Origin of the sequence: Streptomyces sp. NBC_00885 (assembly GCF_045207475.1) — a bacterium.
Lineage (GTDB): Bacteria > Actinomycetota > Actinomycetes > Streptomycetales > Streptomycetaceae > Streptomyces.
This window is the reverse complement of record NZ_CP108796.1, coordinates 4,139,451-4,164,628: the sequence shown is the minus strand read 5'-3', so window position 1 is coordinate 4,164,628 and position 25,178 is coordinate 4,139,451. Positions and strand designations below refer to the sequence as shown.

Sequence of the window (25,178 nt, the reverse complement as noted above, 5' to 3'; positions counted from 1 at the left end):
TGCGGTGTGACAGGCGGTGCGGGCGGCTTCCGCTCGGCGGCCTTGCACGGCATCGCAGACAAGAACCGGGGACTGAATGAGGCGTCGGTCCCGCGTCGCTACCCTCCCCGGCAAGCTTTAGCCTATGCAAAACTTTCCCTGCTGAAGCATTGTGTCCGCCGACCCGTGACCGAACCGAAGCAGACGAGCCCGCCCACCACAGCGCACGACAGGCAGAGTCATGACATCACCGCGCAGCGAACCGAACCGGCCCCATCCACTGACAGGCTGGAAACGCAGCGTCGCCCGGTTTCCCGTGCACCTGTACCGGATCGGCCTGGGGCCGCTCTTCGGCAAACGCCTGCTTCTGCTCATCCACACGGGCCGCATTTCCGGGACGGCCCGCGAGGTCGTCATCGAAGTCGTTGAACACGACCCACGAGAGGGGACGTGGACCGTGGCCTCCGGCTTCGGCCCCACGGCGCACTGGTACAGGAACCTGCTCCACACTCCCCAGGCCACGATCCAGGTCGGCAGGCGCTATCACGCCGTCACGGCGCACTCCGTATCCGCCGAGGAGGGCGGCTGGATCATGGTCCGGTACGCAACCGCCCACCCCCGTCTGGCCAAACGGCTCTGCGGCTTCATGGGCTTCACCGTCGACGGCTCCATCGAGGGCTTCCGCCGGGCCGGCGAGTCGATCCCCTTCTTACGTCTGCAATCCGGCCCGAACCCGCCGAGGCACGCCGAGTGAGGGGAACGATACGGCCGCACTCCGTGGCCCGGGGCTTCGCCCGGCCATGGGGTGCATGCGTGCTCGTCCCCCTTGCCGGAGCCGCAGCCGGCGGTGGCGCCGTCGTCTTCCGGTGGTTGATCGAGACGACGACTCGACTGCTGTCCGGACGCGCCGATCCCGCGCTCCACGGCGGGACAGCACACCCTCATGCGACCTGGCTCGGTCCGTACGTCGTGCTGCTCGTCCCGGTCTTGGGCGGGCTGCTGTACGGACCCCTGGTCGCTCGTTTCGCCAAGGGTTCCCGCGGCCACGGAGTGCCGGATGTAATGCTCGCCGTCGACCGGAACGGTGGCCGGATCGACCCCGCCGTCACGGGCGTCAAGGCCTGGGCGTCCGCCGTCACCATAGGCTCCGGCGGCTCGGTCGGCTGCGTAGGGCCCATCGTCCAGATCGGTTCCGCGTTCGGCTCCCTGCTGGGTCGCTTCACAGGCGTCGCCGACGGCCGTGTGCGCATGCTGGTGGCCTGCGGAGCTGCGGGCGGCGTGGCCGCCACCCTCGGAACCCCGCTCGCCGGCGCACTCTTCGCCATGGAGCTGATCCTCGGGGTGCGCACTGTCAGAGCATTCTGCGCGACGGCGACGGCCGGCGCCGCCGGAGCCGCGATCGGCCACGTCGCATTCGGTGACGCCCCTCTCCTCAACGTGCCACCCTTTCACGCCGATCACATCAACCAGTACGTGCTCCTCTCGGTGCTGGGTCTGGCCGCCGGCGTGGTCGGCACCGGATTCACGCACGCTCTCTATCTGGTCGAGGACGTGTGCAACTGGGCCTGGCGCGGCCCGGAATGGCTGCGCCCGGCCGTCGGCGGCGTACTGCTCGGCCTCGTGCTGCTGGTCCTGCCCGAGATGTACGGGACTGGCTACCCGGTGCTGGAAAAGGCAGCCGAGGGCGGCTACGCGACCAGGTTTCTCCTGCTCCTGCTCGCGGGCAAAGTTCTCGCCACCGGCCTCACCCTGGGCGTCGGCGGCGCTGGCGGCGTGTTCGCGCCGACGCTGTTCGTCGGAACTACACTCGGCGCCGCCTACGGAACCGCCCTGAATCAGCTGCTGCCCTCCACCGCGGGTGCGGTCACCTCGTACGCGTTGGTCGGCATGGGCACCGTGTTCGCCGCCACCTCCGGCACTCCCCTCACGGCCGCGGCGCTCCTGTTCGAACTCACGGGCCAGTTCTCGATCGTGCCGCCGCTGGCTGCGGGCATCGCCCTCGCCCTGCTCACCGCCCGGCTGCTGTCACGGGACACGATCTATACCCTCAAACTGCGTCGGCAGGGTGTCGACTTCACGACGCGGTCACGGCGGTGCGCATATGGGGCGGGCGTATCCGCCAGGACACCGCCGGTGCTGACACTGCCCGCCTCCACCGAAGTCATCGAAGCCGCACGCCTGTTGAGACTCTCCCCGCACGGCGCACTGCCCGTGCTGGACGCTCAAGGGCGCTGCCTCGGCATGCTGACCACCCGCGCGGCGGCCGGGGCCCTCGCACACCTCGACAGCTCCACGGACACGGCACCGCTCACGGCAGGCGACCTGGCCCACGCGACTGCGAGTCCGTTGGCTGGGTGTACCGGTTCGCAAGGGTGTTGTCATGGCTGATCGGGGCGGGTTGCCTGGCATCGGAGTGTCCTGACTCGCTTTGGGTACATCAAGGAGACGCATCGCAGCGGTGCCGAGCCGTACGAGCGCCCATTTCAAAGCCCGTTGAACATCTCCGTGCTCGCCTGCGTACCTACTCCTGCGTGCCGTGCCAGCCGCCACAACGAGCTCCCGACGACATGAAGGAACAGTCCTCAATGCCGAACCGGGAGGCACCATGTGTCCGAACCGACGCGCAACACGGCCCAAGGTTTCGATGCGGACGATCGCGATCATCGCTGCGGCCTGTGCCGCCGTCGCCACCGTCCTGATCGCGATACGGGGCATCAGCGGCGAAGCGTCGGCTGACCCGACGACAGCGGGTGTCGTTCAGCACGCCAGCGGCCACACCACCACCTCCGGCGCCCTCGGCCAGTCCCAGGCGGGCCCGCAGCCGGTGACGGAGGTGGACAAGACCTTCCTCATCAAGGTGCGGCAGGCCGGGCTGTGGGAGATACCCGCCGGCCGGCTCGCGCAGACGCACGCCTCCAGCGATGCCGTGAGGCGAGCTGGACTGCACCTGATCGACGGCCACAGCAAGCTCGACCAACTGGTACGCGAGGACGCACAGATCCTCGGGGTCGCGCTCCCGAACGAGGCCACACCAGAGCAGCAAGGCTGGGTCACCCAGTTGGACAACGCCCACGGCGACGAATTCGACCGCCTCTTCGCCAACCTGCTGCGCGCCTCGCACGGAAAGATCTTCGCCACCATCGGCGAAGTCAGGGCCGCCACCCAGAACGACCTGATCCGCCGTCACGCACGCCAGGCCAACCAGACCGTCCTGGACCACCTCGAAGTCCTTGAAGACACAGGGCTTGTCGACCCCAAGACCTTCCAGGAGGTCGAGACCGCCGTCAAACCACGGTAGGCACCACGGCGACCGGGGCTGGGCGCGTACGAACACGTGCACTCACCTTTGCACTGTGCAATGATTCGCGACGGGGGCCCGGCTGATGGACGGCCTCTGCTCGGGAGCTCGGCACTGGCACGGTGACTCAGCTCAACAACGCACGCCGTTTCCATCGGCCCGGGCCCTCTCTGTCCTGTCATCCTGACCAGCAACGTCAAGGAAGATGGGCGAGCGATTGATGGACAGGAACTATCTGGTCCTGCCCGCCATGCTCGCCCTGTGGCCCGACCCGTCGAAGGAAAACCTCTCCAGCTGCATCCCCATCTGCCCGTCCGCGCCGCTCTTTATCACGCACCATGTCGAGGGCGGCGAATCAATGGTTCCTCGCTCAGATCTGACTTCTGCCGTGATCTTCCGCGTACGCGCGGTAAATGTGGGCCACTGTGTCACCGGTGTGCAGGAAGCTCTGGTCGAGGATGAGGGCAAGGTCCTCCAACGCGGTGGTGAGCAAGGAAGCGGCAAGCCGTACCTCCGCCTGTCCGGCGGCACCGCCTCGGTCGGCGAGGTCGGCGGCGTAGCGGACTCTGGCGGCCAGTGAGGTGTGGTCCTCGCCTTCGTGGAAGTAGTAGGACTCGGCGAACTGGAGGAAGTCCACCGAGATGCGCGCCACTTCCCCGGCGAGGTTGTCCAGGACGGCCGCTCCCAGAGCGGAGTCGAGCTGCGGCGGCGAGGGATCGTTCCGCTGCAACTGGGACAGCCGCAGAGCCAGTGTGCGTCTGCGGGCGAGTGCCGGATAGATCTCCAGCACCCAGGAGACCGTGGCCGTGAGCAGAGCGAAGCCGACGAGGGCCTCCAGGGGTGCGACGATGCGCAGCCATGGCTCGGCCGGGGTGATGTCGCCGAGTCCGAGCGTCGCCACGGTGACCAGCGAGATGTACAGCGAATCCACCGGCCCGCCGTGCTCGGCCGGCTTCAGGCCCGCGGCGAACGAGAAGGCGTCCGGCAGGTGCGGCCAGTAGATCATTGCCCATCCCACGACGACAGTGCCCGCCCACATGGCCACGACTGTCACCATGGCGAGCGGACCGGCCAGCCCTGCCGCCCCTCTGCGAAGAGGGAGGCGCTGGGACAGTCTCCACAATGCCGCCATGACGTACCGACTCAGCCCTCCGTGACGGGTGGGGTGCCACAGAGTGTGGAACACGTCTCGCAGCGCGACCATGAGGAGTGCTGCTCCGACCAATGAGACCAGCCATTTCATACGCGTCTCCCAGAACGTGGCGTATGCGTGCCCAGCATGCACGGCAGCCCGCCCGGTCCCGCGCAGGCCACGCCTCAGTGGTTGGCAACTCGCTGCGCCCAGAGGTGCACTGGGCTCAGGCCCCCGCCGGGGCATGCGGACGGCCTGAGCGCTCAGAGATCCTTGTTGGGCCAGTCCAGCAGCCGGGCGCCGATGACCGCTGTCTGGAGGGTGTAGCGGTGGACGGGGTCGCCGGGATCGGCTCCTGTCAGTTTGTGTATGCGGTCGAGCCGGTAGGTCATCGCCCGCACGCTCAAGGAGAGCCGCCGGGCCGCCTCGGCGGCCACGCAGCCTGTGTCGAAGTAGGCGGTGAGCGTGTCGATCAGCACCTGCGCACCACCGCGGGCCTGTTGGAGCGGGCCGAGAACACTGAGTACGAGGTCGGACATGGCCTGCCGGTCCCGGGTGAGCACCGGGTAGACCAGGAGGTCGGCGGCGTGCAGCACGGGGCCTTCGAGGTCCATACGTGAGGCCAGGTCGAGGGCGTTCAGTGCCTCCTCGTAGGAGTGGACGACGCCGCCGGCGCCTGGATGGGGGCGGCCGATGGCCACCCGGCCGCCGTCCGTCCCCGCGTAGGCCTGTTTGGCGAAGAAGCTGAGTACATCCGGCTGGTCACCCGGCGCGATGCAGATCAGTCGGCCGTCCTTCGTGGTGAGCAGGATGCGGCGGTTTCCGAAGCGGGCGACGAGGGACGACTCGATCCGCCGGGTGACGGGGTAGCCGTCGTCGTACTGCTCGGCGCCTTGCGCCACGGCGACCGCGTGGGCGTGGGAGAGAAGCAGTCCGAAGCGTTCGGCGCGCTCGGCGAGGCGACCGAGGTCGCTGCGCCCGTACAACAGGTCGTCAATGAACTCCCGGCGGGCCGCCTCCTCCTGGCGTACCGCGAGACGCTGTGCCCGCTCATGCCCCTCCGCGAAGGCGTCCACGGCCTGCTCGACGGCGGCAAGGAGATGGTCGGCGGCGGAATAAGGCAGCTCGGGTCGGACGGCCTGGGCGGCACAGAGGTGGGCACGGACCAGGGAACGCAGCCCGATGCCTGCCTCTGCTGCCCGCTCGCCCTGGGTCCGGAGCGATTCCAGTTCGTCGCGGGTCAGTTTCCGCCCGGTGGCGCAGGAAGCTGCCAGGACCTGGGCATACCCCTCCAGATACTCCTCGGGTATCCCTTGCTCCGCCATGGTTCCTCCCCGTTTCCTGACGCGCTGATGACGACTTCCTGACGCGCAGAGGTCAAGGGTGGCATGCATGCTCCGAGGGGCGGTGACCGGCATCAAGGAGCCATAAAGATTGCCGGTGTACGGCAATGCGAACGGGGTTGCTGCGCTGTCAGGATGTGCTGAGCCGGGCAGAGGGACAGATTTTCTGCCGGAAGCCGGAAAGGAGCACTCAGCTCCATGGTCCGGCGGACGTGACTCGTGGTCCGCACATGAAGGGGGAGGACAGATGGCTGAGTTCGTTGAGGCTGCTGCCGGGTTCCCCACGGTGCTGTTCACCTCGGCGCTCGTGGTCGTGATCGGCTTCTGGCTGCTTGTGCTGCTCGGCGCCGCCGACTCCGACAGCTTCGACGCTGATGTGGACACCGACGCGCTGAGTCTCGGCGGAGTTCCTGTTTCGGTGTCGGTCTCGCTGGTGATCGCCCTGGCGTGGTTCGCGAGCTTTACCGGCTCCGTACTGCTCGCCCGTGCGGGCATGTCCGGCGCCCTGCTCCATCTGCTCGGCGCGGCTTTGCTCGTCGCTTCCCTGATCTTCGCGTGGCGCATGACGCGGCTGCTCGTGCGACCGCTGGCGAAGCTGTTCCCCGATGAACCCGGGCCGTCCCGACGGGACTTCGTCGGGCTGACCTGCACCATCCGCACTGGGCGGGTGGACGCGGCCTTCGGCCAGGCGGAGGTCGTCGCGCGGGACGGCTCCACGGCTGTCGTACAGGTCCGCCAGACCGGCACAGAGGCACTGCCCCTGGGCAGCACAGGGCTCCTGTACGCATACGACGACGCCGGCGAATTCTTCTGGGTCGCGCCCTACGACGCGGCGCTCGACCCCTGCACCGCCGCCTGAGCCTTCGCTCTCTCTCCACCTCTCACCCGAGGACTTCTCATGGATGCCATCACCATGGGCATCGGCCTGCTCGTCGCCGTTGTCCTGCTCATCGCCATCGCCATGCTGCTCGTGATCAGTCGGCTGTTCCGCAAAGTGGAGCAGGGCAAGGCGCTGATCGTGTCGAAGATGCGCAAGGTCGACGTCACCTTCACCGGACAGGTCGTCCTGCCGGTGCTGCACAAGGCCGAGGTCATGGACATCTCGGTGAAGACCATCGACATCACACGGACCGGCCGGGACGGGCTGATCTGCAAGGACAACATCCGCGCCGACATCCGGATCTCGTTCTTCGTACGGGTCAACAAGACCGTCGAGGATGTCATCAAGGTCGCTCAGGCGATCGGCACGGCCCGGGCCAGCGACCAGGCCACGCTGCAGGACTTCTTCAACGCGAAGTTCTCCGAGGCCCTCAAGACGGTGGGCAAGCAGCTCGACTTCACCGATCTCTACACCAAGCGCGAGGAGTTCCGGGACCGGATCATCCAGGTCATCGGCACCGATCTGAACGGCTACAGCCTGGAGGACGCGGCGATCGACTACCTCGAGCAGACCCCGATGACCCAGCTCGACAACTCCAACATCCTGGACGCGCAGGGCATCCGGAAGATCACCGAGCTGACCGCGGTCGAGCACGTGCGCACCAATGAGTTCCAGCGCCACGAGGAGAAGGAGCTCACCCGCCAGAACGTCGACGCCCGTGAGGCGATCCTGGAGCTGGAGCGCCGCCAGGCCGACGCCGAGATCAAGCAGAAGCGCGAGATCGAGACGGTGCGGGCCCGGGAAGAGGCCGAGACGGCCCGGGTGGTCGAGGAGGAGCGACTGCGTGCGCAGAGCGCCTTCCTTCGCACGGAGGAGCAGCTGGGCATTCAGCGCGAGAACCAGGCACGCGAGGTCGCCGTCGCCGCGAAGAACCGCGAACGTGTCATCGCCATCGAGAACGAGCGCATCGAGAAGGACCGGCTCCTCGAAGTCATTGCACGGGAGCGGGAGACCGAACTGACCCGTATCTCCGCAGACAAGGAGGTCGAGGCGGAGCGGCGCGACATCGCGGAGGTCATCCGGGAGCGGGTCGCGGTGGACCGTACGGTCGCCGAGCAGGAGGAGTCCATAAAGAAGCTGCGCGCAGTCGAACAGGCTGAGCGCGAGCGCCAGACGGTGATCATCGCCGCAGAGGCCGAGGCCCAGGAGCAGCTGGTCAAGGACATCAAGGCGGCCGAGGCCGCCGAGCAGGCCGCCGTGCACCGGGCGGCCGAGGAACTCACTCTCGCCGAGGCCCGCAGCAAGGCCGCCGACATGGACGCCCGCGCCAAGATCCGCCTTGCGGAAGGCATCCAGGCGGAGGCAGCGGCGGCCGGACTCGCTGCAGTGCAGGTACGCGAGAAGGAAGCCGACGCCATCGAGAAGACCGGCCGCGCGGAGGCCGGAGCTGCGCAGGCCCGGCTGCTGGCCGAGGCCGAAGGGGTACGGGCGAAGGGCGCGGCAGGGGCAGCGGCGATCGGGGACAAGCTCAAGGCCGAGGCGGAGGGCCTGACCGAGAAGGCTGCGGCGATGGCCGCACTCGACGACGCCTCGCGCGGGCACGAGGAGTACCGGCTGCGCCTGGAGGCGGAGAAGGACATCCGGCTGGCGGGCCTTGACGTACAGCGGCAGGTCGCCGAAGCGCAGGCCACGGTGCTTGCCACCGGGCTGGAGAACGCCGACATCAACATCGTCGGAGGCGAGTCCGTGTTCTTCGACCGCCTCGTCCAGTCCATCTCCCTGGGCAAGAGCGTCGACGGCTTCGTCCAGCACTCGCACACCGCTCAGACGCTGGCCGGGCCGTGGCTGGACGGATCAGCGTCCTTTACCGACGACCTGACGAAGATTCTGAGCTCCGTCTCCACGGCCGATGTGCAGAACCTGACCGTTTCTGCACTGCTGCTGAAGCTGATGAACACCGGTGTCGCGCCTGCGGCCCAGCTGAGCCAGCTTCTCGACAAGGCAGGCGAGCTCGGCCTCGCCGACACCCCGCTCACCGCGCTCAACGGGTCCGTCAGGGCCTGAGCGCGGGCACCGACCGGGCCTGTGGCCGCCGAACGGGGGTCGGCGGCCACAGGCCCACTCTTGAGGACCAGGAAGGGTATTCCCATGGCGACGGCGACAACGGTGCCGACGGCGGGTGGCATGGACGCCGGTACGTACGAGGTGCTGCGCGACCGGCTCGCTGCGCAGGCCATCGAGCTGGCCCGGCGCGCCGAAGCCCTCAACGCGGCCCGTATCGCGGAGTTCGGTTCCACCGAGCTTGCTCTGACCGGCACCGAGCGCATCAGCACCGAGACAGCCTGTCTGCCGCGCGACATCGTCGTCGTCGGCGACAAACTGCTCTTCGGGTGCAGCGCCTTGGCCGCGCTGACGCCCCGGACATCGGTCGGCGACGTCTTCACGCTCTACGACCGTGACCTGAACCGGCTGGCGGAAGACGCCGCTCCCGGCCTTCTGGACGACGCGGACTTCGTACAGGAATTCGCCGCCCTGTGCCGCTACTACCAAGGCGCGCGTCTGACCAGGCTGCGTCGCGTCGAGGACAGGCTTCTGGCCGTGTTCCGCACCGGTGAGAAGGCCGAGGACATACGCGTCCTGCGCTGGGCGCTGACTCCGGCCGGAGAGGTACGTTTCCTGGACGCCCGCGGGGAGCGCGACCACTCCTCCCTGCCCTCGCACGACGTCACATGGGTGGAAACCGCCCGCGACGACCACGTGCTCGGCCGGCACCCGCACATCTCCATCGGCGCAGAACTCTTCGTCGCGACGGTCGGCGGCACCCTCACGGTGAAGAGCGAGAACGACACGGAGTCGGGCGAGGGTATATACAGCGAGCCGGTCGACGAGCCGCTGCAGTCGCTCGCCGACGCGGAGGTCGCGTACGCCCACGTGGGCACCCTGATCCTGCTGCGCATCCGCCCCTACAAGGAGGACACCCCGCGCCATCTGGTGTTCAACGCCCTCACGAAGTCCGTGGTGCGCCTCGACGGCATCGGGCAGTCCTGCCGCCGGCTGCCCGACGACGAGGGCATCGTCTTCCCCGGTGGCTACTGCCTGGCCGCCGGCGCGATGAAGACCTTCGATGCGCAGACGGCTGCGGACTGGGAGTTCGAGCGCGCCGTACGCTCCCCGAACGGCGAGGACGTGCTGTATGCCTTCCACTCCAGGGACGAGGGCCGCAGCCTGCTGCTGCCCTACAACCTGATCCGCAAGGAGGTCGCCAGCCCGCTTTCCTGCCGGGGTTACGACCTCTTCGACGACGGCACACTCGCCGTCCTGCGTGCCCCCGACTCCGACGAGCCGGCCCGCGTACACCTGGTGCAGCTCTGGCGGAGCCCGTACGTCTGCGACACCTACGCGGCCGCCAGGCCCGTCGGCTCCGGGCCGCTCGCCCGGATCGGCAACGCCGACCTGGTCCGTGGCATCTCCGACTGCCTGGCCATCGCCCGGCAGGCCACCGAAGCCACCCCGACTGGCGAGTTGTACGAGGCTCTGGTCGCGGTCTGTACGCGCACCGCCGACCAGTACCACTGGCTGGGCGACACGGACGCCGGGGATCTGCGCTCTTTGCTGGACGACGTGCGGGCCACCGCAGGGCAGGTCCTGGACGAGTTCGAGACCGTACAGACGCTGACACGCCGGGCGGCCGACGCTCTCGATGAGTCCGCCGCGCAGATCGGCAGACTGGTCCGGCGCATCCGCGGCGAGGCACCCGCCTCCGCGGAAGAGTGGATCGCTCGCATCACCGAACTGCGCGCATCCCAGGGGCACCTGATGACCCTCAAGGAGATGCGCTACACAGACACCGAGCGCATCGAGGCGCTCGCGCACGACGTCGAAGCGGACATCGCATCCGCCGCACAGCGAGCGGTGGCCTTCCTCCAGCGCGAGGACGCCTTCGCCGGCTATCACACGGAGGTCGAGCAGCTCTACGCCGACGCCGAGACACTCGCCACCGTCGCCGAGGCCCGGCCGGTCGCGGAACGCCTGGAAGAGCGGGCCCTCGGACTGCAGACGCTCACCGGGGTCGTCGCGGGCCTGAACATCGGTGACGCGACCGTGCGCACCTCGATCCTGGAGCGGATCGCCGAGGTCCTCGGCGGTGTCAACCGCGCCCGAGCCACCCTGCACGGCCGCCGCCGGGAACTCCTCGACCAGGAGGGCCGCGCCGCATTCTCGGCCGAATTCGCGCTGCTCGGGCAGTCGGTGACCGGCGCACTGGCCGCCGCCGACTCCCCCGAGAGCTGCGACGCACAGCTGGCCCGGCTGCTGCTCCAGCTGGAGAACCTGGAGTCGCGCTTCGCCGACCACGACGACTTCCTCACCGACATCGCTCAAAAGCGCACCGAGGTCTACGAGGCGTTCTCGGCGCGCAAGCAGACACTTCAGGACGCCCGCGCCCGGCGTGCGGAACGGCTCGCCGACTCCGCCCTTCGGGTCCTGGACGCGATCGTGCGCCGTGCATCCACCGTGGACAGCCTCGACGCGGTCAACACGTACTTCGCCTCGGACCCGATGGTGGCCAAGGTCCGCCACACCGCGGAGGAGCTGCGCACACTCGGCGACCAGGCGCGGGCGGAGGAGCTGGACGGCAGGCTGAAGACCGCTCGTCAGGAGGCGGTACGGGCACTGCGCGACCGCACCGAGCTGTTCGCGGACGGCGGCGGAACGATCCGGCTGGGCCGTCACCGCTTCGCCGTCACCACACAGGCGCCGGAACTCACCCTCGTCCCGCACGGGGACGGGCTGGCGTTCGCGCTGACCGGCACCGACTACCGCTCTGCCGTCACCGACCCCGAGTTCTCAGACACCCGTCCTTACTGGACGCAGCCGCTGCCGTCCGAGGCGCCTGACGTCTATCGGGCGGAGTACCTCGCAGCCAGGTTGCTGGCCGAGCACGGCGCCGAAGCACTGTCGGGAGGCGACATGCCCGCCGTCGTACGGCAGGCCGCGGAAGCGGCGTACGACGAGGGATACGAGCGCGGTGTCCACGACCACGACGCGACGGCAATCCTCAGCGTCATACTGCGCCTGCGCGAGGATGCCGGACTGCTGCGCTACCCGGCTGCCGCCAGGGCAGCGGCCCAGCTGTTCTGGGCGCACGGGACGACACCGTCCACACGGGAGACGTGGACCCGTCAGGCGATCTCGTTGATCCGGGCGCGTGAGATGTTCGGCAGCGCCCCGGCACTCGACGCACTGGGGGCCGAACTGGGCGGCGCGATGGCCGCATTCGCATCCCGCATGCCGGGCACACAGCCGTACGGGCATGGCATCGCGGCCGAGTACCTGGTCGAGGAGCTGTCCTCCGGGGAGTCCTTCGCCACGAGTGCAGCGGCCCGTACCCTGCTCGACAAGTTCCGCCGGGCTGTCGGTTCGTCCCCGTACGACGAAGACGTACGCGCCCACCTTGCGGCCCAGGACGCCGCCGCCGCGCACCGGCTCGTCGAAGGCTGGCTCCTCTCGTACGCGGCCGGCTGCGGCGAGAACATCGACCCCGGCGACCTCGCCGAGGCCGTCGCGGTCGAGATCACTCCCGCCCTGCCACGCCACGACGTGGACGCACCCATGACGGCTGCCGTCGGCGGCCTGCTCGGCACGCACCCGCGGATCACCCACCGCACCCTGCAACTCCGACTCGACGAGTTCCTCGCCCGGACCGCCGACTTCGCCGACCGGGTCGCACCGGGCTTCCGCGCGTACCAGAAGCTGCGCGGCACGCTCGTCACCGCCGAGCGCACCCGGTTGCGCCTCGACGAGTACCGCCCCCGCGTCATGTCCTCGTTCGTACGCAACAGGCTCGTCGACGAGGTGTACCTGCCCCTCATCGGCGACAACCTCGCCAAGCAGCTCGGCGCCGTGGGAGACGCGAAGCGGACCGACAACAGTGGACTGTTGCTGCTCGTCTCGCCGCCCGGCTACGGCAAGACGACGCTCATGGAGTACGTCGCCGACCGCCTCGGCCTGCTTCTGGTGAAGGTCGACGGACCGGCTCTCGGCCGCACCACCACCTCCCTCGACCCGGCGGAGGCGCCGGACGCCACAGCCCGCCAGGAGGTGGAGAAGATCAACTTCGCGCTGGTGGCGGGCAACAACGTCCTGCTGTACCTGGACGACATCCAGCACACGTCACCGGAGCTGCTGCAGAAGTTCATCCCGCTCTGCGACGCCACCCGCACCTTGGGCGGCCACGACCTGCGCGGCAAGCGCTTTGCGGTCTGCATGGCCGGCAACCCCTACACCGAGTCCGGGCAGCGCTTCCGCATCCCAGACATGCTCGCCAACCGCGCCGATGTCTGGAACCTCGGCGACGTCCTGACCGGGAAGCAGGACGTCTTCGCGTTCAGCTTCATCGAGAACGCCCTCACCTCCAACCCGGTCCTCGCTCCTCTCGCCGGACGGGACCGCGCCGACCTCGACGTGCTCGTCCGTCTAGCGGCCGAAGACCCCACTGTCCGCCGCGACCTGCTCGCGCACCCGTACGCACCGGCCGAGCTCGACCGGATCCTCGCCGTCCTGCGGCATCTGCTCACTGCCCGTGAGACGGTTCTCGCGGTCAACGGGGCGTACATGGCCTCCGCCGCCCAGTCCGACGCCACGCGCACCGAACCGCCCTTCCAGCTCCAGGGCTCGTACCGCAACATGAACAAGATCGCGGCGCGCGTATCCCCGGTCATGAACGAAACCGAGCTGGCCGCAGTGATCGACGACCACTACACGGGTGAGGCACAGACCCTCGCCACCGGAGCCGAGGCCAATCTGCTCAAGCTGGCCGAGCTGCGCGGGACGATCACCGAGGAACAGGCCGCCCGCTGGGCCACGATCACCTCGGCATACAACCGAGCCCAGGCCATCGGTGGATCCGGCGACGACCTCCTCGGCCGGGCGGTGGCCGCGCTCGGCATTCTGGCGGATCGGGTCGCAGCCGTCGAAACCGCCATCACGCGGGCACGAACGTCCGCCCCTGCTGAACCGATCGCGACCGACACGCTGCCCGCCCGGAAGGCAGCCCGGACCAATGCCCCGTAGCCTGCCGCGGATAGGGCTTGCCGAGGTCGCGCCCCTGCCCATGCGCAAGAGCATGGGCAATATGATCGGGGGACTACGCCTCGGACGTCTTCATCCGCGAGCCATCTGGTGGCCCACTTGCGCTGCGTAAGGCTTGTGAACTCTTCCCTCTCAGGGAGAGTCCGGCGATCGGCTCGCTCTTCGTCGGCCGACGATGGCCTCGGCCACGTCAGTAACGGCTGAAGGAACCGACGGCGATCACTCCTCGACGTACGAGCTCGTCGACATAAGCGTTGGGGCGCAGCGCCGATCCATAAGCCCACTCCATGGCATCCAGGCGCCACGGTGCTTCTCGGTGGTCGAGGCACCTCAGGTCCGTGATGTGCCTGGCTACCTCGGAAGGTGAGGCAATGGAGCGCAGCAGCCGATGCGTAACCGAGGCAGCCGCGGCAAACCGCAGCGGATCAGCCCACAGCCCGCGTTCCTGTGCCAGGCCCAGCCCACTGCGAGACCGCAGATGGCACAGGAGTGCCGGATCTTCGCCGCAACGGCGCATCATGGACGGGGTCACGAGCATGACCATCACCGCCGTGAGGGAAGCGAACTGCCTGTCGGCGACCGTCGGATGCCCGTCGAGCAGGCGTTGATCCTCTCCTGATGGAGGAGCAACGAATCATCGGTGACCGGGAGCGGTCTGTGCAGTCCGATCGGGAACTCGCACCTCTCGTCGTATCCGTACCTCTCCCACCGCTCATCCACCCTGGCATCGCACGACCGGGCCAGCGTTGAGTACCGGTCGTAGCGCACCGGCGAAAGGCATCGCATGCATTCGGTCGCCATGAAAACGCGATGCTGGAGGCACACGAAGGTCCACGGCAGCATCCAGCTCAGTGGCCAGCGAAAGTCGCCCTCCCGCAGACAGGGTGCACACCACCTTGCGCGGTGAGGTGAGAGCCAGGCCGATGAGCGCCACTGCTGAACCGCAGAGGCGTATGCCCACGGGGCGAGTGGGAGGTGGGGGAGAGCGTTGCCGGCGTAGCGAGCGAGCGTCATCTGGTGGAGCGCGGCTTCATCCACTCCAGTTTTTCTGTGCAGTCGGCGAACTACCTGCTCGGACAGCCGCATTTGCGCCATGGACAAGGCGCCGTCCCGGTGGAGGTGAAGCTCTCGCGCGAGCGCCGCAGGCTCGACCGCGCGGTGCTTGGCCATGGCGCTGACCCAGCTGGCCAACGACTCGCCGTCGAGGGGCTGTAAGACGGCATCGTTCGCGCGCGGACCGGGGATGGCCGCGCGTCGCGTCCGTGAAGGGGTTGCTCCCATGCAGGAGATCTTGGATGCGGAGGCGCCGTCGAATCGCCGATCGGCGCCATACCACCGATGTGAGTGACGGTCGCCATGCCGCCGTTTACGTACGGCTGCCCGCCGCACGCCACCCGTATGGCACCGATGGGGTGCGATTCGAATAACCTATCTGCAGGGTGGGCCTATGACCACCGCCCGACGCCCCGGACCGTACAACTTCGTATATCCGGTGATCCTGGATCCGCAGACGGGACGGATCCTGCTGGTGCGGCGCCACGAGCCGGCAGGCCCCTGCTGGACCGTACCGAGAGTGCCTGTGCGGGCCGGTGCGACGTATCGCCGTGCCGCGATGCGGTTTCTGCGTCGCCGACTGCAGCTGCCCCCGGTTCGCATAGCTCCAGTGGTTGGGCGGTTGTTCGCCGTCGACGACGTGGACAAACGCGGGTACGTCGTCCTCGTGCTCCCCGCCAGAGACAGTTGGAAGGACAAGCCCGGCCGGATGCTGGGGCCCGATGCCCGCTGGTGGGCAGTGTCCGAGCTCCGGTCGGAGCGGGCCGCGGTTGAGCCGACCCAGGTCCTCGACCTCGTCGACGGCTACCGGGAGGGCTGGCTGCCCGACGGCGAAACCTCGCTGGTGTGAGGTCGTAGCCAGCCCGCGCGTCAGCTGACCAGGCCAAGCGTCTTCATCTCGCGGCCACCCTGCTCTACGACGGCGGCCAATGGGATCACGGGTCCGGTCAGGCCGTGACGTGACGGGGACCACACGGGTTGTCCACGACATGGAAGAGAGGGCGTATCAGACGCGTCTTGAGCGGATCCTTGGAGTTCCGCTGGCCGAGAGCGCCGTGCGGCAGTGGCCGCAGAGCGGCGAACTCATCCGCGGCAGGTCACGCATCGCGGACGTGGAGTCCTACTTCGTCGGCCTCAGGCTCGGTGTCGGCCGGCGGCACGCCTGCGGCGACACCCTCGTAGTGGAGTGGAGCACGGATTACGGCGACGGCCGGGTGTACCGGAACGTGTCCGTTGCTGAGCTGGTGGCAGGGGAGGCCGTCCGGGTGACCGACTACTGGGGCGAGCCGTTCACACCGCCGGAGTGGCGGCGGTCCCTGTCCGAGCGGTTGGAGATGCCGGACAACGGCGTCTGGCCGGCTGCCGACACCCTTACTCAGGACTGACCGGTCCGGCCTTCGTCTGAGACCTGACGAGGTCAGTGACCCGCCGGGAAGCCGAAGGGGCGAGCCGACGCCGGCTCAGCACTGAATGGTGCTCGCGCGGCCACCTACCTGATTACCTCAGCCGGACACCGGGCCAGGAAGACCCGGCATCATTTCCCAGGGTCGTCAGCGGTGTTCGGGGTTGGGGAAGTCGGAGCGGCAGCCCGCGTCCCACTCGGAGCGCTGGTTGCCGTGGGCCGGGATGCCGCCGGACTGCTTGAGCATCGCGGCGACGTGCATCAGGTTCCAGGTCATGAAGGTGGTGTTGCGGTTGGTGAAGTCGTTCTCCGGGCCGCCGGATCCGGGGTCGAGGTAGGAGGGCCCGGGTCCGGCCTCGCCGATCCAGCCCGCGTCGGCCTGCGGCGGGATGGTGTAGCCGAGGTGCTGGAGGCTGTAGAGGACGTTCATGGCGCAGTGCTTGACGCCGTCCTCGTTGCCGGTGATCAGGCAGCCGCCCACCCGCCCGTAATACGCGTACTGTCCACGGTCGTTGAGCAGTGACGAGCCGGCGTAGAGCCGCTCGATGACCTGCTTCGTGACGGAGCTGTTGTCCCCCAGCCAGATCGGTCCGGCGAGCACCAGGATGTCGGAGGCCATGACCCGGTCGTACAGTGCTGGCCATGCGTCGGTGGACCAGCCGTGCTCGGTCATGTCCGGCCACACGCCGGTGGCGATGTCGTGGTCGACGGCCCGTACGAGCTCGGTGGCGACCCCGTTCGACTCCATCACCGTGCGGCTCTTGTCGATCAGGCCCTCGGTGTTGCTCACGTCGGGGGAGCGCTTGAGCGTGCAGTTGATGAACATCGCACGGAGGCCGTCGTAGGAAGGGGGCGGCTGGGTATTCACAGAGTGCTCCTGGATCCTGCCGCCGTGGCGTTCACAGCGGTGCGACGCTCTCCATGGTGCGGGCTGGGCCCGCCGCCTCGCCGCATCCGCGCAGAAGGAGGATGACGATCACTCCGACGGCCGAGGTGTCACGGGGCGACGGCTGGAGGGCGTTCACCCGGCCGGGCGCCGTTGCCTGGTCCGTGCGTTCGCGGCGGGCCTAGGTTCGGGCTCATGGACAGTCACCTCGGCCCGGGCACGCAAATCTGGCGGTAGTCGCCGCACCTCAGGCGCGCCGCCCCTTCTGTAAAGTCGGGCCACCTGGGCGGTGGGAAATGATCTAGTCGTTCGCGGGAACCGGTACCCTGCGGGAGGGCATCACCGCTACCAGCGCATTTCGTCGGTTCCCCACAGAGAGAAACCGACGAAACGGGTTCTCACCAGAGACGAAAGTCCTGGTGGGGGCCCGTTTCTCGTTGGTGAGGCCCGTGACGGCCCGAGTTTGGTACGTACCGGGTGGTTTTTACGTGAATGAGCCCACACCATGACATGCCTCACGGTGCGGGCCCTGTCTTCAGGACGGTCCTATGTGCGCCAGCAAGATGCATGCCGACGAGGCGAGCACCGACGCAGCTCTTGTGCATCGGCTCATCGCCGCTCAGTTTCCGCGGTGGGCGGGCCTTCCCGTCGAGCCGATCGACTCCGCCGGCACATCCAATGCCATGTACCGGCTGGGCCGGGACATGGTCGTACGACTCCCCCGCCTCGCGGGGGCCGCCCATGACGTGGAGAAAGAACACCGGTGGCTGCCACGGCTTGCCCCGCTGCTTCCCTGCGACATTCCCGTTCCGCTGGGCAAGGGAACGCCCGCTCTGTCGTATCCGTGGCATTGGTCCGTGTACCGATGGCTCGACGGCGAGAATCCGAGCGTCGGGTCCATCGCCGAACCCGGCCTGCTCGCACAGGACCTGGCGGAGTTCGTCACCGCGCTGCACCGGATCGATCCCACGGACGGGCCTCCCTCCTACCGAAGTGAGCCCTTGGCCGACCGGGACACCGCGACACGTGCCGCGATCGCGGAACTGCGTGGAATCGTCGACACCGATGCGGCGACGACCACTTGGGAAGCGGCCCTGCGGGCTCCGGAGTGGTCCGGCCCGGCAGTCTGGCTTCACGCGGACCTGCAGCCGGGCAATCTGCTGATGGCCCGCGGACGGCTCAGCGCAGTCATCGACTTCGGGTGTCTGGGGCTGGGGGATCCCGCAGTCGACCTGATCTCGGCGTGGTACCTGTTGCCGGCCGACACGAGGGGCGCCTTCCGGGCCGCCCTGGATGTTGATGACGCGGCCTGGGCACGAGGCCGCGGCTGGGCGCTGTCGATAGCGCTCATGGAACTGCGGTACTACCGGCACACGAATCCGGTGATGGCGACCATCGCTCGACATGTCATCGAGGAAGTCCTCACCGACCACGGTCCCGCCGAATGACACCGACATGACGTCAGTCCCAGAGCGCCTCGCCGAACAGGACACCGGCGAACACCGCGCCCAGCCCGGCGACCACGCCGGCGATCACATTGACCGCCGCGTAGAACTTCGCCCCATCCTCGACCAGCCGCAGCGTCTCGTAGCTGAACGTCGAGTACGTCGTCAGCGCCCCGCACAGCCCGGTCCCCAGGAACAACTGCACGTGTGAGGACGCCGCCCCGGCCGTCACCGCCCCGGTCAGCACACCGAGTACGAGACAGCCGACGACGTTGACCGCGAAGGTCCCCCACGGGAAGACCGAGTCGTGCCTGGTCTGCACCGCCCGGTCGGTCAGGAAGCGCAAGGGGGCGCCGATCGCCGCCCCCAGCGCGACCAGCAGCCAGTTCACTTGGACGTCTCCCTGCCCGCGTAGCGGATGACCTCGCAGTCGTCCAGGATCACGAGCCCCTCCGTGACCAGCTCGTCGAGCTGCGGCAGGAAGGCGCGGATGCGTTCCTCGTCATCCACGATCACGATTGCCACCGGCAGATCCTCGCTCAGCGACAGCAGCCGGACGGTGTGAATCAACGAGGAGGCGCCGAACCCCTCAATTCCCCGGAACACACTCGCGCCCGCCAGCCCCGCCTTGTGCGCCCGGTGCACGATCTCCGTGTACACCGGTTTGTGGTGCCACAGATCCGATTCCCCGATGAAGATCGTTACGCGCAGTGCCGTGCCCGTCAGCCTGGTCATCCCTGCCTCCACGCCAGTACGCGGCGCGCCACCCACACCGCACTCCACACCACCCGCGAGCGTCGCGAGCGGCGTCGGTCCCAGATACGCCAGCCTGTACCGGCCTGGCCGCCTTCCGCCAGACGTCGAATATCCACCGCGTATGTCGAGAACGCTGTGAACCCGCCCGACACGCCTGCTCGCAGGGCGCCCGGACCTGGGCGCCCCCTCGCACCGTGCGACGTTCGTCGCTCCCCGGCAAGACGAAAGGGGGGCGTGGGCGCCGGGGCGCGCTGTTTAGGGTGCCACCGTGAACGCTTCATCGAGGATACGGGCGGGCTGGGCATGGCTGGCGGCGCCCGAGCTGTGGTCGAGGCGGCGGACCGCCGGCGAGCTGGTGCTCGCCCTGGTGCTGGGCCTCATGGCTGCCGGGACCGAGGAACTGCTGGGCAGCGAGGGACTGAGGCTGCTGCTCGTCGGTGTGTCGGCCGGGCTGCTGTCCCTGCTGCGGCGCCGGATGCCGACGCCGGTCCTGGTGATAACCGGGGGGCTGGCGCCGCTCATGAGCGGCTTCGCGGCGCTGCTGATGGTCGTGGGGTGGTCGGCGGGGCGCAGGATCGTGGGCGCCGGCCGGGCGCTGGCCGCGTTCACCGTCGCGTACGTCCTCTTCATCGGGACCACGCTCGTGGACGCCTGGTCGCAGCAGGCGCAGATGACGGTGGTGCTGCTCGCCACTCTCTACTTCCTGGCGACGACGGTCGTACCGGGGCTGGCCAGCCGCTACTGGACGCAGCGCCGGACCCTGCTGCACGCCCTGCAGGAGCGCAACAGCCAGCTCCTGTGGGAGCGGGCGATGGTGGCGGGGCAGGCGCGGCTCCTGGAGCGGCAGCGGATCGCCCAGGACATGCACGACAGCCTTGGCCATCAGCTGGCGCTGATCTCCGTACACACCGGGGCGCTCGAGGTGGACCCCGGGTTGACACCACGGCAGCGGGAGGTCGTCGGCGTGCTCCGGGACGCTTCAGTGACCGCCATGCACGAGCTGCGCGAGGTCGTCGGGATTCTGCGGGACGGGGTCGAGGCGCCGCCGCCGGTGGACGAGTCGGGGCGGGCCGCGCGGGGGACAGCCGGTATCGCGGGGCTCGTGGAGGCGGCGCGTGCGGCGGGCAATGCCGTGGAGCTGCGGTGCTCGGGCGAGGCGCGGCCCCTTGCGGCAGCGGCCGACCATGCTGCCTACCGCATCGTGCAGGAGGCGCTGACCAATGCGTACAAGCACGCGCCCGGGGCCGCGATAGGCGTGGAGCTGAGATACGAGCCGGACTCGTTCGTCCTCGAGATCGTCAGCGGGGCCGCGGTGGCGCCTGCGCCCGGCGAGGTGGTCAGTGGCGGGCAGGGGCTGACCGGGCTGCGGGAGCGGGCACGGCTGGTCGGTGGCATGGTGCACGCGGGTCCGGCGGACGGCGGGGGTTTCCGGGTTGCGGGGGTGCTGCCGTACGGAGTCGTGGAAGCGGCGCCGTTCGTCGCGACGGAGGACGATTTCCGCCAGCAGTCGCCGCAGGCCGCGCTAGGGAACGGTGGTCCGGTCATGGACTGGACTGTTTCGGAGCGGGAGCTGGCGAGGGGTGGACAGAACAGAAGCAGAGGCGGCGGTCTGGCGCTGGGCTGCGGGATCGCTCTGGCGGCGTTGCTGGTACTGGGGGCAGCGGGTGTCTTCGGGCTGTTCTTCCTGGTGGGTTCGATGAGTGAGGGGATGATCGACCCCGTCGACTACGAGAAGGTGAAGATCGGGACCGCCGAGGACGAGGTGCGTGACCGGCTGCCGAGCGGGGACACGATCACGACCACCGGGCTGAGCGGCAAGGGCCCTCAGGAGCCTGCGGGATCCGAATGCCTGGTGCTCATGTCCTCGGAGGTGGGAGACAACTTCGACACAGAGCCGGTGTTCCGGTTCTGCTTCAAGGACGGCAAGCTGATCGAGAAGAAGTCCTACGAGGTCAGCCGATAAGTGGAGTTGGCCGCATGGGGGCCGCTGGGTGTGGGGGGTGCAGGTGACACAGTCGCCGATCCGGGTTGTCATCGCTGATGACGAGCCGCTCATCAGGGCCGGGATCCGGATGATCCTCACCTCCGACCGCGGGATCGAGGTCGTGGCGGAGGCCGCCAACGGGCGCGAGGCGATCGAGTTCGCGCGTTCACACAGTGCCGATGTGGTGCTTCTCGACATCCAGATGCCGGTGATGGACGGCCTCACGGCTCTGGGAGAGCTGCGCAGGGCGGCACCGGCGGCACGGGTGATCGTGCTGACGACCTTCGGCGAACGCGAGAACGTGCTGCGGGCGCTGGAGCATGGCGGCGCGGGCTTTCTGCTGAAGGACACCGCACCCGCGGAGCTGATCGGGGCGGTACGCGCGGCGGCGGCGGGGGATGCGTATCTCTCGCCCGGTGCGACCCGGCATGTGGTGGACCAGCTCGCCTCGGGGCGGGCGGCGGCGCGCGGTGAGCAGGCGCGGACGAGGGTGGCCGGGCTGAGCAGTCGCGAGCGGGACGTGCTCGCCCTGCTGGGGGAGGGGCTGTCCAACGCGGACGCCGGGCGGCGCCTGCATATGAGCGAGGCCACGGTGAAGACGTATGTGAGCCGGCTCCTGGCGAAGCTGGAGTGCGAGAACCGGGTGCAGGCGGCGCTTCTGGCGCGGGATGCGGGGCTGGGCGCGGGGTGATGGGAGGGGGCGCGTGCCGCCGGGACCGTCGGGGGGCGGCTGTCACGCGGACGGCGGCGTGATGGGACGTCGTTCCACGTGGAACATCCGTGTTGCCTGTTTCACGTGAAACGCCGGGCGTCAGTGAGCGCATGCTCTCCGGCTAGGCGGTGTCTGCTCCGGCCGCGTTGTAGCGCAGGAGATACGCGGCGAACCGGGCCAGATCCTCGGTCGGCCAGTCGGCGAGGCGCTCCTGGTAGGCGGCGCGGCGGCTCGCGTGGGTGGAGGAGAGCAGTTCGGTTCCTGCCGCGGTGGGGTGTAGGACCTGGACGCGATGGTCGTCGGTGTCGGACCGCCGCTCGACAAGGCCGAGCTTTTCGAGGGCGGAGACCTGCCTGCTGACGGTGGACTTGTCGAGCATGTAGTGCGCCGCGAGGTCGGTGGCGCGGCAGCCCTGCCGGCCGTCGATGTGTGCCAGCAACGTGTAGGAGACCAGCGGCAGTTCGGGGTGGAGTCGGGCGGCCGCGGGGCGGGCACGGCGGGCGAACGCGGTGAGCTCACGCTCGATGGTGTCGACGGACTCGTCACGTGTGGCTGACATGGTTCGCCCTCCTCGATCTCGGTTGCACAGTACAACGTTTAGGCGAAGGGGGCTTCTGGGAGCTCGGCTGTGGTTGATCTCCGCAGGCGGTGGAGGCAGCGAACGTTATCCACAGGGGGAGACGGCCGTCGGGGAGCGGCGGTACGGTCAGTAGCAGTTGATGTTGAAGGTGTACGTGTACGACGACGGGGGAGGCAGCGCGTCATGGGTGAGGCTGAGACGGGGACGCCGGTGCGGCAGACGGAGTTCGGCGGAGCGGGAGCCGGCGGGGCGCGGGATGCGGCGGGGGCATCCGGGGACGCGGCGGGCGTGGGGTCACGTATTCCGGTGGTGCCCGGATTCGCACGGCGTCCGGGGCAGCAGACGCCCGGTGCTCAGGATGGCGCCAGGTCGCCGAAGGAGGCGGGGAAGGCGCTGCGGGACCGGATTCCGCGGGCCTCGCACGACTCACTCGTACTCCCGGGGGCGCGGCCCGACGCCGTCCAGGCCGTCGAGGAGTCCAGCCGGGGCCGGGTGCCGGAGCTCACTCCGATACGGGTGGGCCGGATGGCCGCCTCGCCGTTCGCCTTTCTCCGCGGATCGGCCGGCCTGATGGCCCACGACCTGGTGGGCACTCCGGTCACCGAAGTGAGCGCGCAGATCTGCGGCGATGCGCACGCGGCGAACTTCGGTCTGTACGGCGATGCGCGTGGCCGTCTCGTCATCGATCTGAACGACTTCGACGAGACCGTCGTCGGCCCCTGGGAATGGGACCTCAAGCGGCTCGCCGTCTCGCTGGTCCTGGCCGGGCGCGTGGTGGGCGCGGACGAGACCGTCTGCCGGGCGGCCGCCTTCGACGCCGTGGGCGCCTACCGGCGCACGATGCGGCTGCTCGCCAGGCTGCCCGCGCTGGACGCGTGGAACGCCATCGCCGACGAGGAGCTCGTCTCCCACACGGACGCGCGGGATCTGCTGGGCACGCTGGAGCGGGTTTCGGAGAAGGCCCGCAACAACACGAGCGCGCGCTTCGCCGCCAAGTCGACCGAGGCTGTGGCCGGCAGCGGGTCCGCCGGGGGCGACGGGGGACGGCGCTTCGTGGACGCGCCGCCGGTGCTGCGGCGGGTGCCGGACGCGGAGGCGGCGGCCGTCGCCGCGTCGCTGGAGGAGTATCTGCACACGGTGTCCGAGGACCGGCTGCCGCTGCTCGCCCGGTACTCGATCCATGATGTGGCCTTCCGCGTGGTCGGGACCGGGAGTGTGGGTACGCGGTCATATGTGATGCTGCTGCTCGACCACCGGGGCGATGCGCTGGTGCTGCAGGTCAAGGAGGCACGGTCCTCGGTGCTGCTGCCGTATCTGACGGCTGCCGGGTTCCCGGTTCCGGACGTGGAGCACGAGGGACGCCGGGTGGTGCTCGGCCAGAAGCGGATGCAGGTGGTCAGCGACATCCTGCTCGGCTGGACGACCGTCGACGGACGACCTTTCCAGGTACGGCAGTTCAGGAACCGCAAGGGCAGCGTGGATCCGGCGGCCCTCGCCCCGGACCAGGTCGACGACTACGGACGGATGACCGGAGCCCTGCTGGCCCGGGCGCACGCGCACAGCGCCGACCCGCGGATGCTCGCCGGATACTGCGGAAAGAACGAAGAGCTGGACGAGGCGGTGGCCGGCTTCGCCATGATCTACGCGGACCGTACGGAGGCGGACCACGCGGATCTGCTGTCGGCGATCAAGAGCGGGCGGATAGCCGCTGAGCTGGGGGTGTGACAGGGCGCTCGGCCGCGCCCGTAGGCTGGGCGGGTGACCCAGGATGCACCCGGGGGCCCGACGACCCGGAACGACGAAGAGCAGGACGCGCAGGCGCGGCCCGAGGCCCGGCTGGAGAAGGCGGTGCGCGCGGCCGAGCAGGCGCTGATCGAGTTCGAGATCGCGCTGGAGACGTTCCGGGTGGAGGTCGAGAACTTCTCCCGGCTGCATCACCAGAAGCTCGGCCCGATGTACGCGCGCCTGGACGAGCTGGATGCCCAGATCGCCGAGGCCACGGCCGCCCGCACCGGTGACCCGGAGGATCTGCGCAAGGCGCAGGAGGCCCGGGCGATGGTGATGCCCATGCCCGGCGTCGACGAGCTGTTCCACGACTGGATGGACACTGACGGCCTCTCCCCCGAGGCCGCCGCGATGCTCACCGACCAGCCTGTGCGGGCGCCGAAGCGGGTGCGGCCGAGCGAAGAGGCGCGCAAGCTCTACCGCGAGCTGGCCCGCAAGGCGCATCCGGACCTGGCTCAGGACGAGGCGGAACGGACGCGGCGCGACGAGTTCATCACACGCGTGAACGGCGCGTACGGGCTCGGCGACGTGGCGTTGCTGAAGGAGCTGGCCGCGGAGTGGGAGGCCGGACCCGTGCCGGCCGAGCAGCGGCTGAGCGAGAGCGAGGAGCTCTACGCCCGGCTCGAGTGGCTGTCGCAGCGCAAGGAGCTGCTGACCGCGGTCGCCAGGGAGCTGGAGGAGAGCGCGATCGGCGCGATGCTGCGGATGGCGCCCGAAGACCCGGACCGGCTGCTGGAGGAGATTGCCGAGCAGCTGCTCGCGCAGGTCGCCGAGCGCGAGGCGGAACTGTCCAAACTCGTGCAGTAGGTTTTCTGAGGCGTCCCGGGAGACCTGGATACCGGCGAACCCCGCCG

Annotated in this window: 21 protein-coding genes and 1 pseudogene; 13 read left to right on the top strand and 9 right to left on the bottom strand. The window is 69.0% G+C overall.

What is annotated here, in order from left to right; genetic code table 11:
* The first annotated feature begins 220 nt into the window (after positions 1–220).
* The 3 genes from OHA61_RS18830 to OHA61_RS18820 all read left to right on the top strand — a co-directional run bounded on the left by OHA61_RS18830 (position 221) and on the right by OHA61_RS18820 (position 3,277).
* A complete protein-coding gene (locus tag OHA61_RS18830; RefSeq protein ID WP_406304002.1) occupies positions 221–733 on the top strand; it encodes a nitroreductase family deazaflavin-dependent oxidoreductase in 513 nt (170 codons plus the stop codon).
* 59 nt (positions 734–792) lie between these two features.
* Positions 793–2,367: a chloride channel protein gene (locus OHA61_RS18825; protein WP_406304001.1), complete on the top strand. Its 1,575-nt coding sequence runs from the start codon at positions 793–795 to the stop codon at positions 2,365–2,367.
* A gap of 256 nt (positions 2,368–2,623) precedes the next feature.
* Complete coding sequence (locus OHA61_RS18820) at positions 2,624–3,277, top strand: DUF4142 domain-containing protein (RefSeq protein ID WP_406304000.1); 654 nt, start codon at positions 2,624–2,626, stop codon at positions 3,275–3,277.
* A 370-nt stretch (positions 3,278–3,647) separates the two neighbouring features.
* On the opposite strand, the gene OHA61_RS18815 is transcribed toward OHA61_RS18820, so the two are convergent.
* The gene (locus tag OHA61_RS18815) at positions 3,648–4,334 is read right to left on the bottom strand and encodes a potassium channel family protein (RefSeq protein WP_406303999.1); all 687 of its coding nucleotides are present in this window, start codon (positions 4,332–4,334) and stop codon (positions 3,648–3,650) included.
* Between the two features lie 338 nt (positions 4,335–4,672).
* Positions 4,673–5,734 (bottom strand): PucR family transcriptional regulator, encoded by a 1,062-nt coding sequence (locus OHA61_RS18810; protein WP_406303998.1) that lies wholly within the window; start codon positions 5,732–5,734, stop codon positions 4,673–4,675.
* A 265-nt stretch (positions 5,735–5,999) separates the two neighbouring features.
* On the opposite strand from OHA61_RS18810, the gene OHA61_RS18805 reads away from it, so the two are divergent.
* The 3 genes from OHA61_RS18805 to OHA61_RS18795 all read left to right on the top strand — a co-directional run bounded on the left by OHA61_RS18805 (position 6,000) and on the right by OHA61_RS18795 (position 13,703).
* Positions 6,000–6,611 carry a hypothetical protein gene (locus OHA61_RS18805; protein WP_406303997.1) on the top strand — a complete coding sequence of 204 codons (612 nt, stop codon included), beginning with the start codon at positions 6,000–6,002 and terminating at the stop codon, positions 6,609–6,611.
* A 39-nt stretch (positions 6,612–6,650) separates the two neighbouring features.
* Positions 6,651–8,696, top strand: a complete 2,046-nt coding sequence (locus tag OHA61_RS18800) for an SPFH domain-containing protein (RefSeq protein WP_406303996.1) — start codon at positions 6,651–6,653, stop codon at positions 8,694–8,696.
* A gap of 84 nt (positions 8,697–8,780) precedes the next feature.
* Complete coding sequence (locus tag OHA61_RS18795) at positions 8,781–13,703, top strand: DNA repair ATPase (protein WP_406303995.1); 4,923 nt, start codon at positions 8,781–8,783, stop codon at positions 13,701–13,703.
* 561 nt (positions 13,704–14,264) lie between these two features.
* Here OHA61_RS18795 and OHA61_RS18790 read toward each other — a convergent pair.
* Positions 14,265–14,891: a TniQ family protein gene (locus OHA61_RS18790; RefSeq protein WP_406303994.1), complete on the bottom strand. Its 627-nt coding sequence runs from the start codon at positions 14,889–14,891 to the stop codon at positions 14,265–14,267.
* 277 nt (positions 14,892–15,168) lie between these two features.
* On the opposite strand from OHA61_RS18790, the gene OHA61_RS18785 reads away from it, so the two are divergent.
* A complete protein-coding gene (locus OHA61_RS18785; protein ID WP_406303993.1) occupies positions 15,169–15,624 on the top strand; it encodes an NUDIX domain-containing protein in 456 nt (151 codons plus the stop codon).
* Positions 15,625–15,733: 109 nt separating this feature from the next.
* Positions 15,734–16,159, top strand: a complete 426-nt coding sequence (locus OHA61_RS18780; RefSeq protein WP_406303992.1) for a hypothetical protein — start codon at positions 15,734–15,736, stop codon at positions 16,157–16,159.
* 165 nt (positions 16,160–16,324) lie between these two features.
* Here OHA61_RS18780 and OHA61_RS18775 read toward each other — a convergent pair whose 3' ends face one another.
* Both OHA61_RS18775 and OHA61_RS18770 read right to left on the bottom strand, forming a co-directional pair.
* Positions 16,325–17,002, bottom strand: a complete 678-nt coding sequence (locus tag OHA61_RS18775; RefSeq protein ID WP_406307395.1) for a flavodoxin family protein — start codon at positions 17,000–17,002, stop codon at positions 16,325–16,327.
* Between the two features lie 73 nt (positions 17,003–17,075).
* Positions 17,076–17,201, bottom strand: a complete 126-nt coding sequence (locus OHA61_RS18770) for a hypothetical protein (protein WP_406303991.1) — start codon at positions 17,199–17,201, stop codon at positions 17,076–17,078.
* A 409-nt stretch (positions 17,202–17,610) separates the two neighbouring features.
* Between OHA61_RS18770 and OHA61_RS18765 the strand changes: the two genes are divergently transcribed.
* A complete protein-coding gene (locus OHA61_RS18765; RefSeq protein ID WP_406303990.1) occupies positions 17,611–18,510 on the top strand; it encodes an aminoglycoside phosphotransferase family protein in 900 nt (299 codons plus the stop codon).
* Positions 18,511–18,523: 13 nt separating this feature from the next.
* Here OHA61_RS18765 and crcB read toward each other — a convergent pair whose 3' ends face one another.
* The 3 genes and pseudogenes from crcB to OHA61_RS18750 form a co-directional block, all read right to left on the bottom strand.
* Positions 18,524–18,898: a fluoride efflux transporter CrcB gene (gene crcB / locus OHA61_RS18760; RefSeq protein ID WP_266480392.1), complete on the bottom strand. Its 375-nt coding sequence runs from the start codon at positions 18,896–18,898 to the stop codon at positions 18,524–18,526.
* Complete coding sequence (locus OHA61_RS18755; protein WP_324991116.1) at positions 18,895–19,242, bottom strand: DUF190 domain-containing protein; 348 nt, start codon at positions 19,240–19,242, stop codon at positions 18,895–18,897. The genes crcB and OHA61_RS18755 overlap by 4 nt, the downstream gene beginning before the upstream one ends.
* Positions 19,239–19,418 (bottom strand): annotated as a pseudogene (locus OHA61_RS18750) (chromosome condensation protein CrcB); the annotation flags it as partial. The gene OHA61_RS18755 and the pseudogene OHA61_RS18750, both read right to left, overlap by 4 nt.
* Positions 19,419–19,531: 113 nt before the next feature.
* On the opposite strand from OHA61_RS18750, the gene OHA61_RS18745 reads away from it, so the two are divergent.
* Together OHA61_RS18745 and OHA61_RS18740 are read left to right on the top strand one after the other, a co-directional pair.
* Positions 19,532–21,226 carry a sensor histidine kinase gene (locus OHA61_RS18745; protein ID WP_406303989.1) on the top strand — a complete coding sequence of 565 codons (1,695 nt, stop codon included), beginning with the start codon at positions 19,532–19,534 and terminating at the stop codon, positions 21,224–21,226.
* A gap of 43 nt (positions 21,227–21,269) precedes the next feature.
* A complete protein-coding gene (locus tag OHA61_RS18740) occupies positions 21,270–21,938 on the top strand; it encodes a response regulator transcription factor (protein WP_324991120.1) in 669 nt (222 codons plus the stop codon).
* Between the two features lie 142 nt (positions 21,939–22,080).
* On the opposite strand, the gene OHA61_RS18735 is transcribed toward OHA61_RS18740, so the two are convergent.
* On the bottom strand, positions 22,081–22,518 hold the full coding sequence (locus OHA61_RS18735; RefSeq protein ID WP_406303987.1) for a MarR family winged helix-turn-helix transcriptional regulator: 438 nt from the start codon (positions 22,516–22,518) through the stop codon (positions 22,081–22,083).
* Between the two features lie 204 nt (positions 22,519–22,722).
* Here OHA61_RS18735 and OHA61_RS18730 point away from each other — a divergent pair, with 204 nt between their 5' ends.
* Positions 22,723–24,264, top strand: a complete 1,542-nt coding sequence (locus tag OHA61_RS18730; protein WP_406303986.1) for a DUF2252 domain-containing protein — start codon at positions 22,723–22,725, stop codon at positions 24,262–24,264.
* A gap of 33 nt (positions 24,265–24,297) precedes the next feature.
* The gene (locus tag OHA61_RS18725) at positions 24,298–25,131 is read left to right on the top strand and encodes a hypothetical protein (protein ID WP_361902171.1); all 834 of its coding nucleotides are present in this window, start codon (positions 24,298–24,300) and stop codon (positions 25,129–25,131) included.
* Positions 25,132–25,178 lie beyond the last annotated feature (47 nt).

Excerpts from the sequence above, each read along its gene's own strand:
- OHA61_RS18830 (WP_406304002.1), top strand. The coding sequence starts at position 221 with ATGACATCACCGCGCAGCGAACCGAACCGGCCCCATCCACTGACAGGC.
- OHA61_RS18820 (WP_406304000.1), top strand. The coding sequence starts at position 2,624 with ATGCGGACGATCGCGATCATCGCTGCGGCCTGTGCCGCCGTCGCCACC.
- OHA61_RS18815 (WP_406303999.1), bottom strand. The coding sequence starts at position 4,334 with ATGGTGACAGTCGTGGCCATGTGGGCGGGCACTGTCGTCGTGGGATGG.
- OHA61_RS18810 (WP_406303998.1), bottom strand. The coding sequence starts at position 5,734 with ATGGCGGAGCAAGGGATACCCGAGGAGTATCTGGAGGGGTATGCCCAG.
- OHA61_RS18805 (WP_406303997.1), top strand. The coding sequence starts at position 6,000 with ATGGCTGAGTTCGTTGAGGCTGCTGCCGGGTTCCCCACGGTGCTGTTC.
- OHA61_RS18800 (WP_406303996.1), top strand. The coding sequence starts at position 6,651 with ATGGATGCCATCACCATGGGCATCGGCCTGCTCGTCGCCGTTGTCCTG.
- OHA61_RS18795 (WP_406303995.1), top strand. The coding sequence starts at position 8,781 with ATGGCGACGGCGACAACGGTGCCGACGGCGGGTGGCATGGACGCCGGT.
- OHA61_RS18790 (WP_406303994.1), bottom strand. The coding sequence starts at position 14,891 with ATGGCCAAGCACCGCGCGGTCGAGCCTGCGGCGCTCGCGCGAGAGCTT.
- OHA61_RS18785 (WP_406303993.1), top strand. The coding sequence starts at position 15,169 with ATGACCACCGCCCGACGCCCCGGACCGTACAACTTCGTATATCCGGTG.
- OHA61_RS18775 (WP_406307395.1), bottom strand. The coding sequence starts at position 17,002 with ATGTTCATCAACTGCACGCTCAAGCGCTCCCCCGACGTGAGCAACACC.
- OHA61_RS18765 (WP_406303990.1), top strand. The coding sequence starts at position 17,611 with ATGTGCGCCAGCAAGATGCATGCCGACGAGGCGAGCACCGACGCAGCT.
- OHA61_RS18755 (WP_324991116.1), bottom strand. The coding sequence starts at position 19,242 with ATGACCAGGCTGACGGGCACGGCACTGCGCGTAACGATCTTCATCGGG.
- OHA61_RS18735 (WP_406303987.1), bottom strand. The coding sequence starts at position 22,518 with ATGTCAGCCACACGTGACGAGTCCGTCGACACCATCGAGCGTGAGCTC.
- OHA61_RS18730 (WP_406303986.1), top strand. The coding sequence starts at position 22,723 with ATGGGTGAGGCTGAGACGGGGACGCCGGTGCGGCAGACGGAGTTCGGC.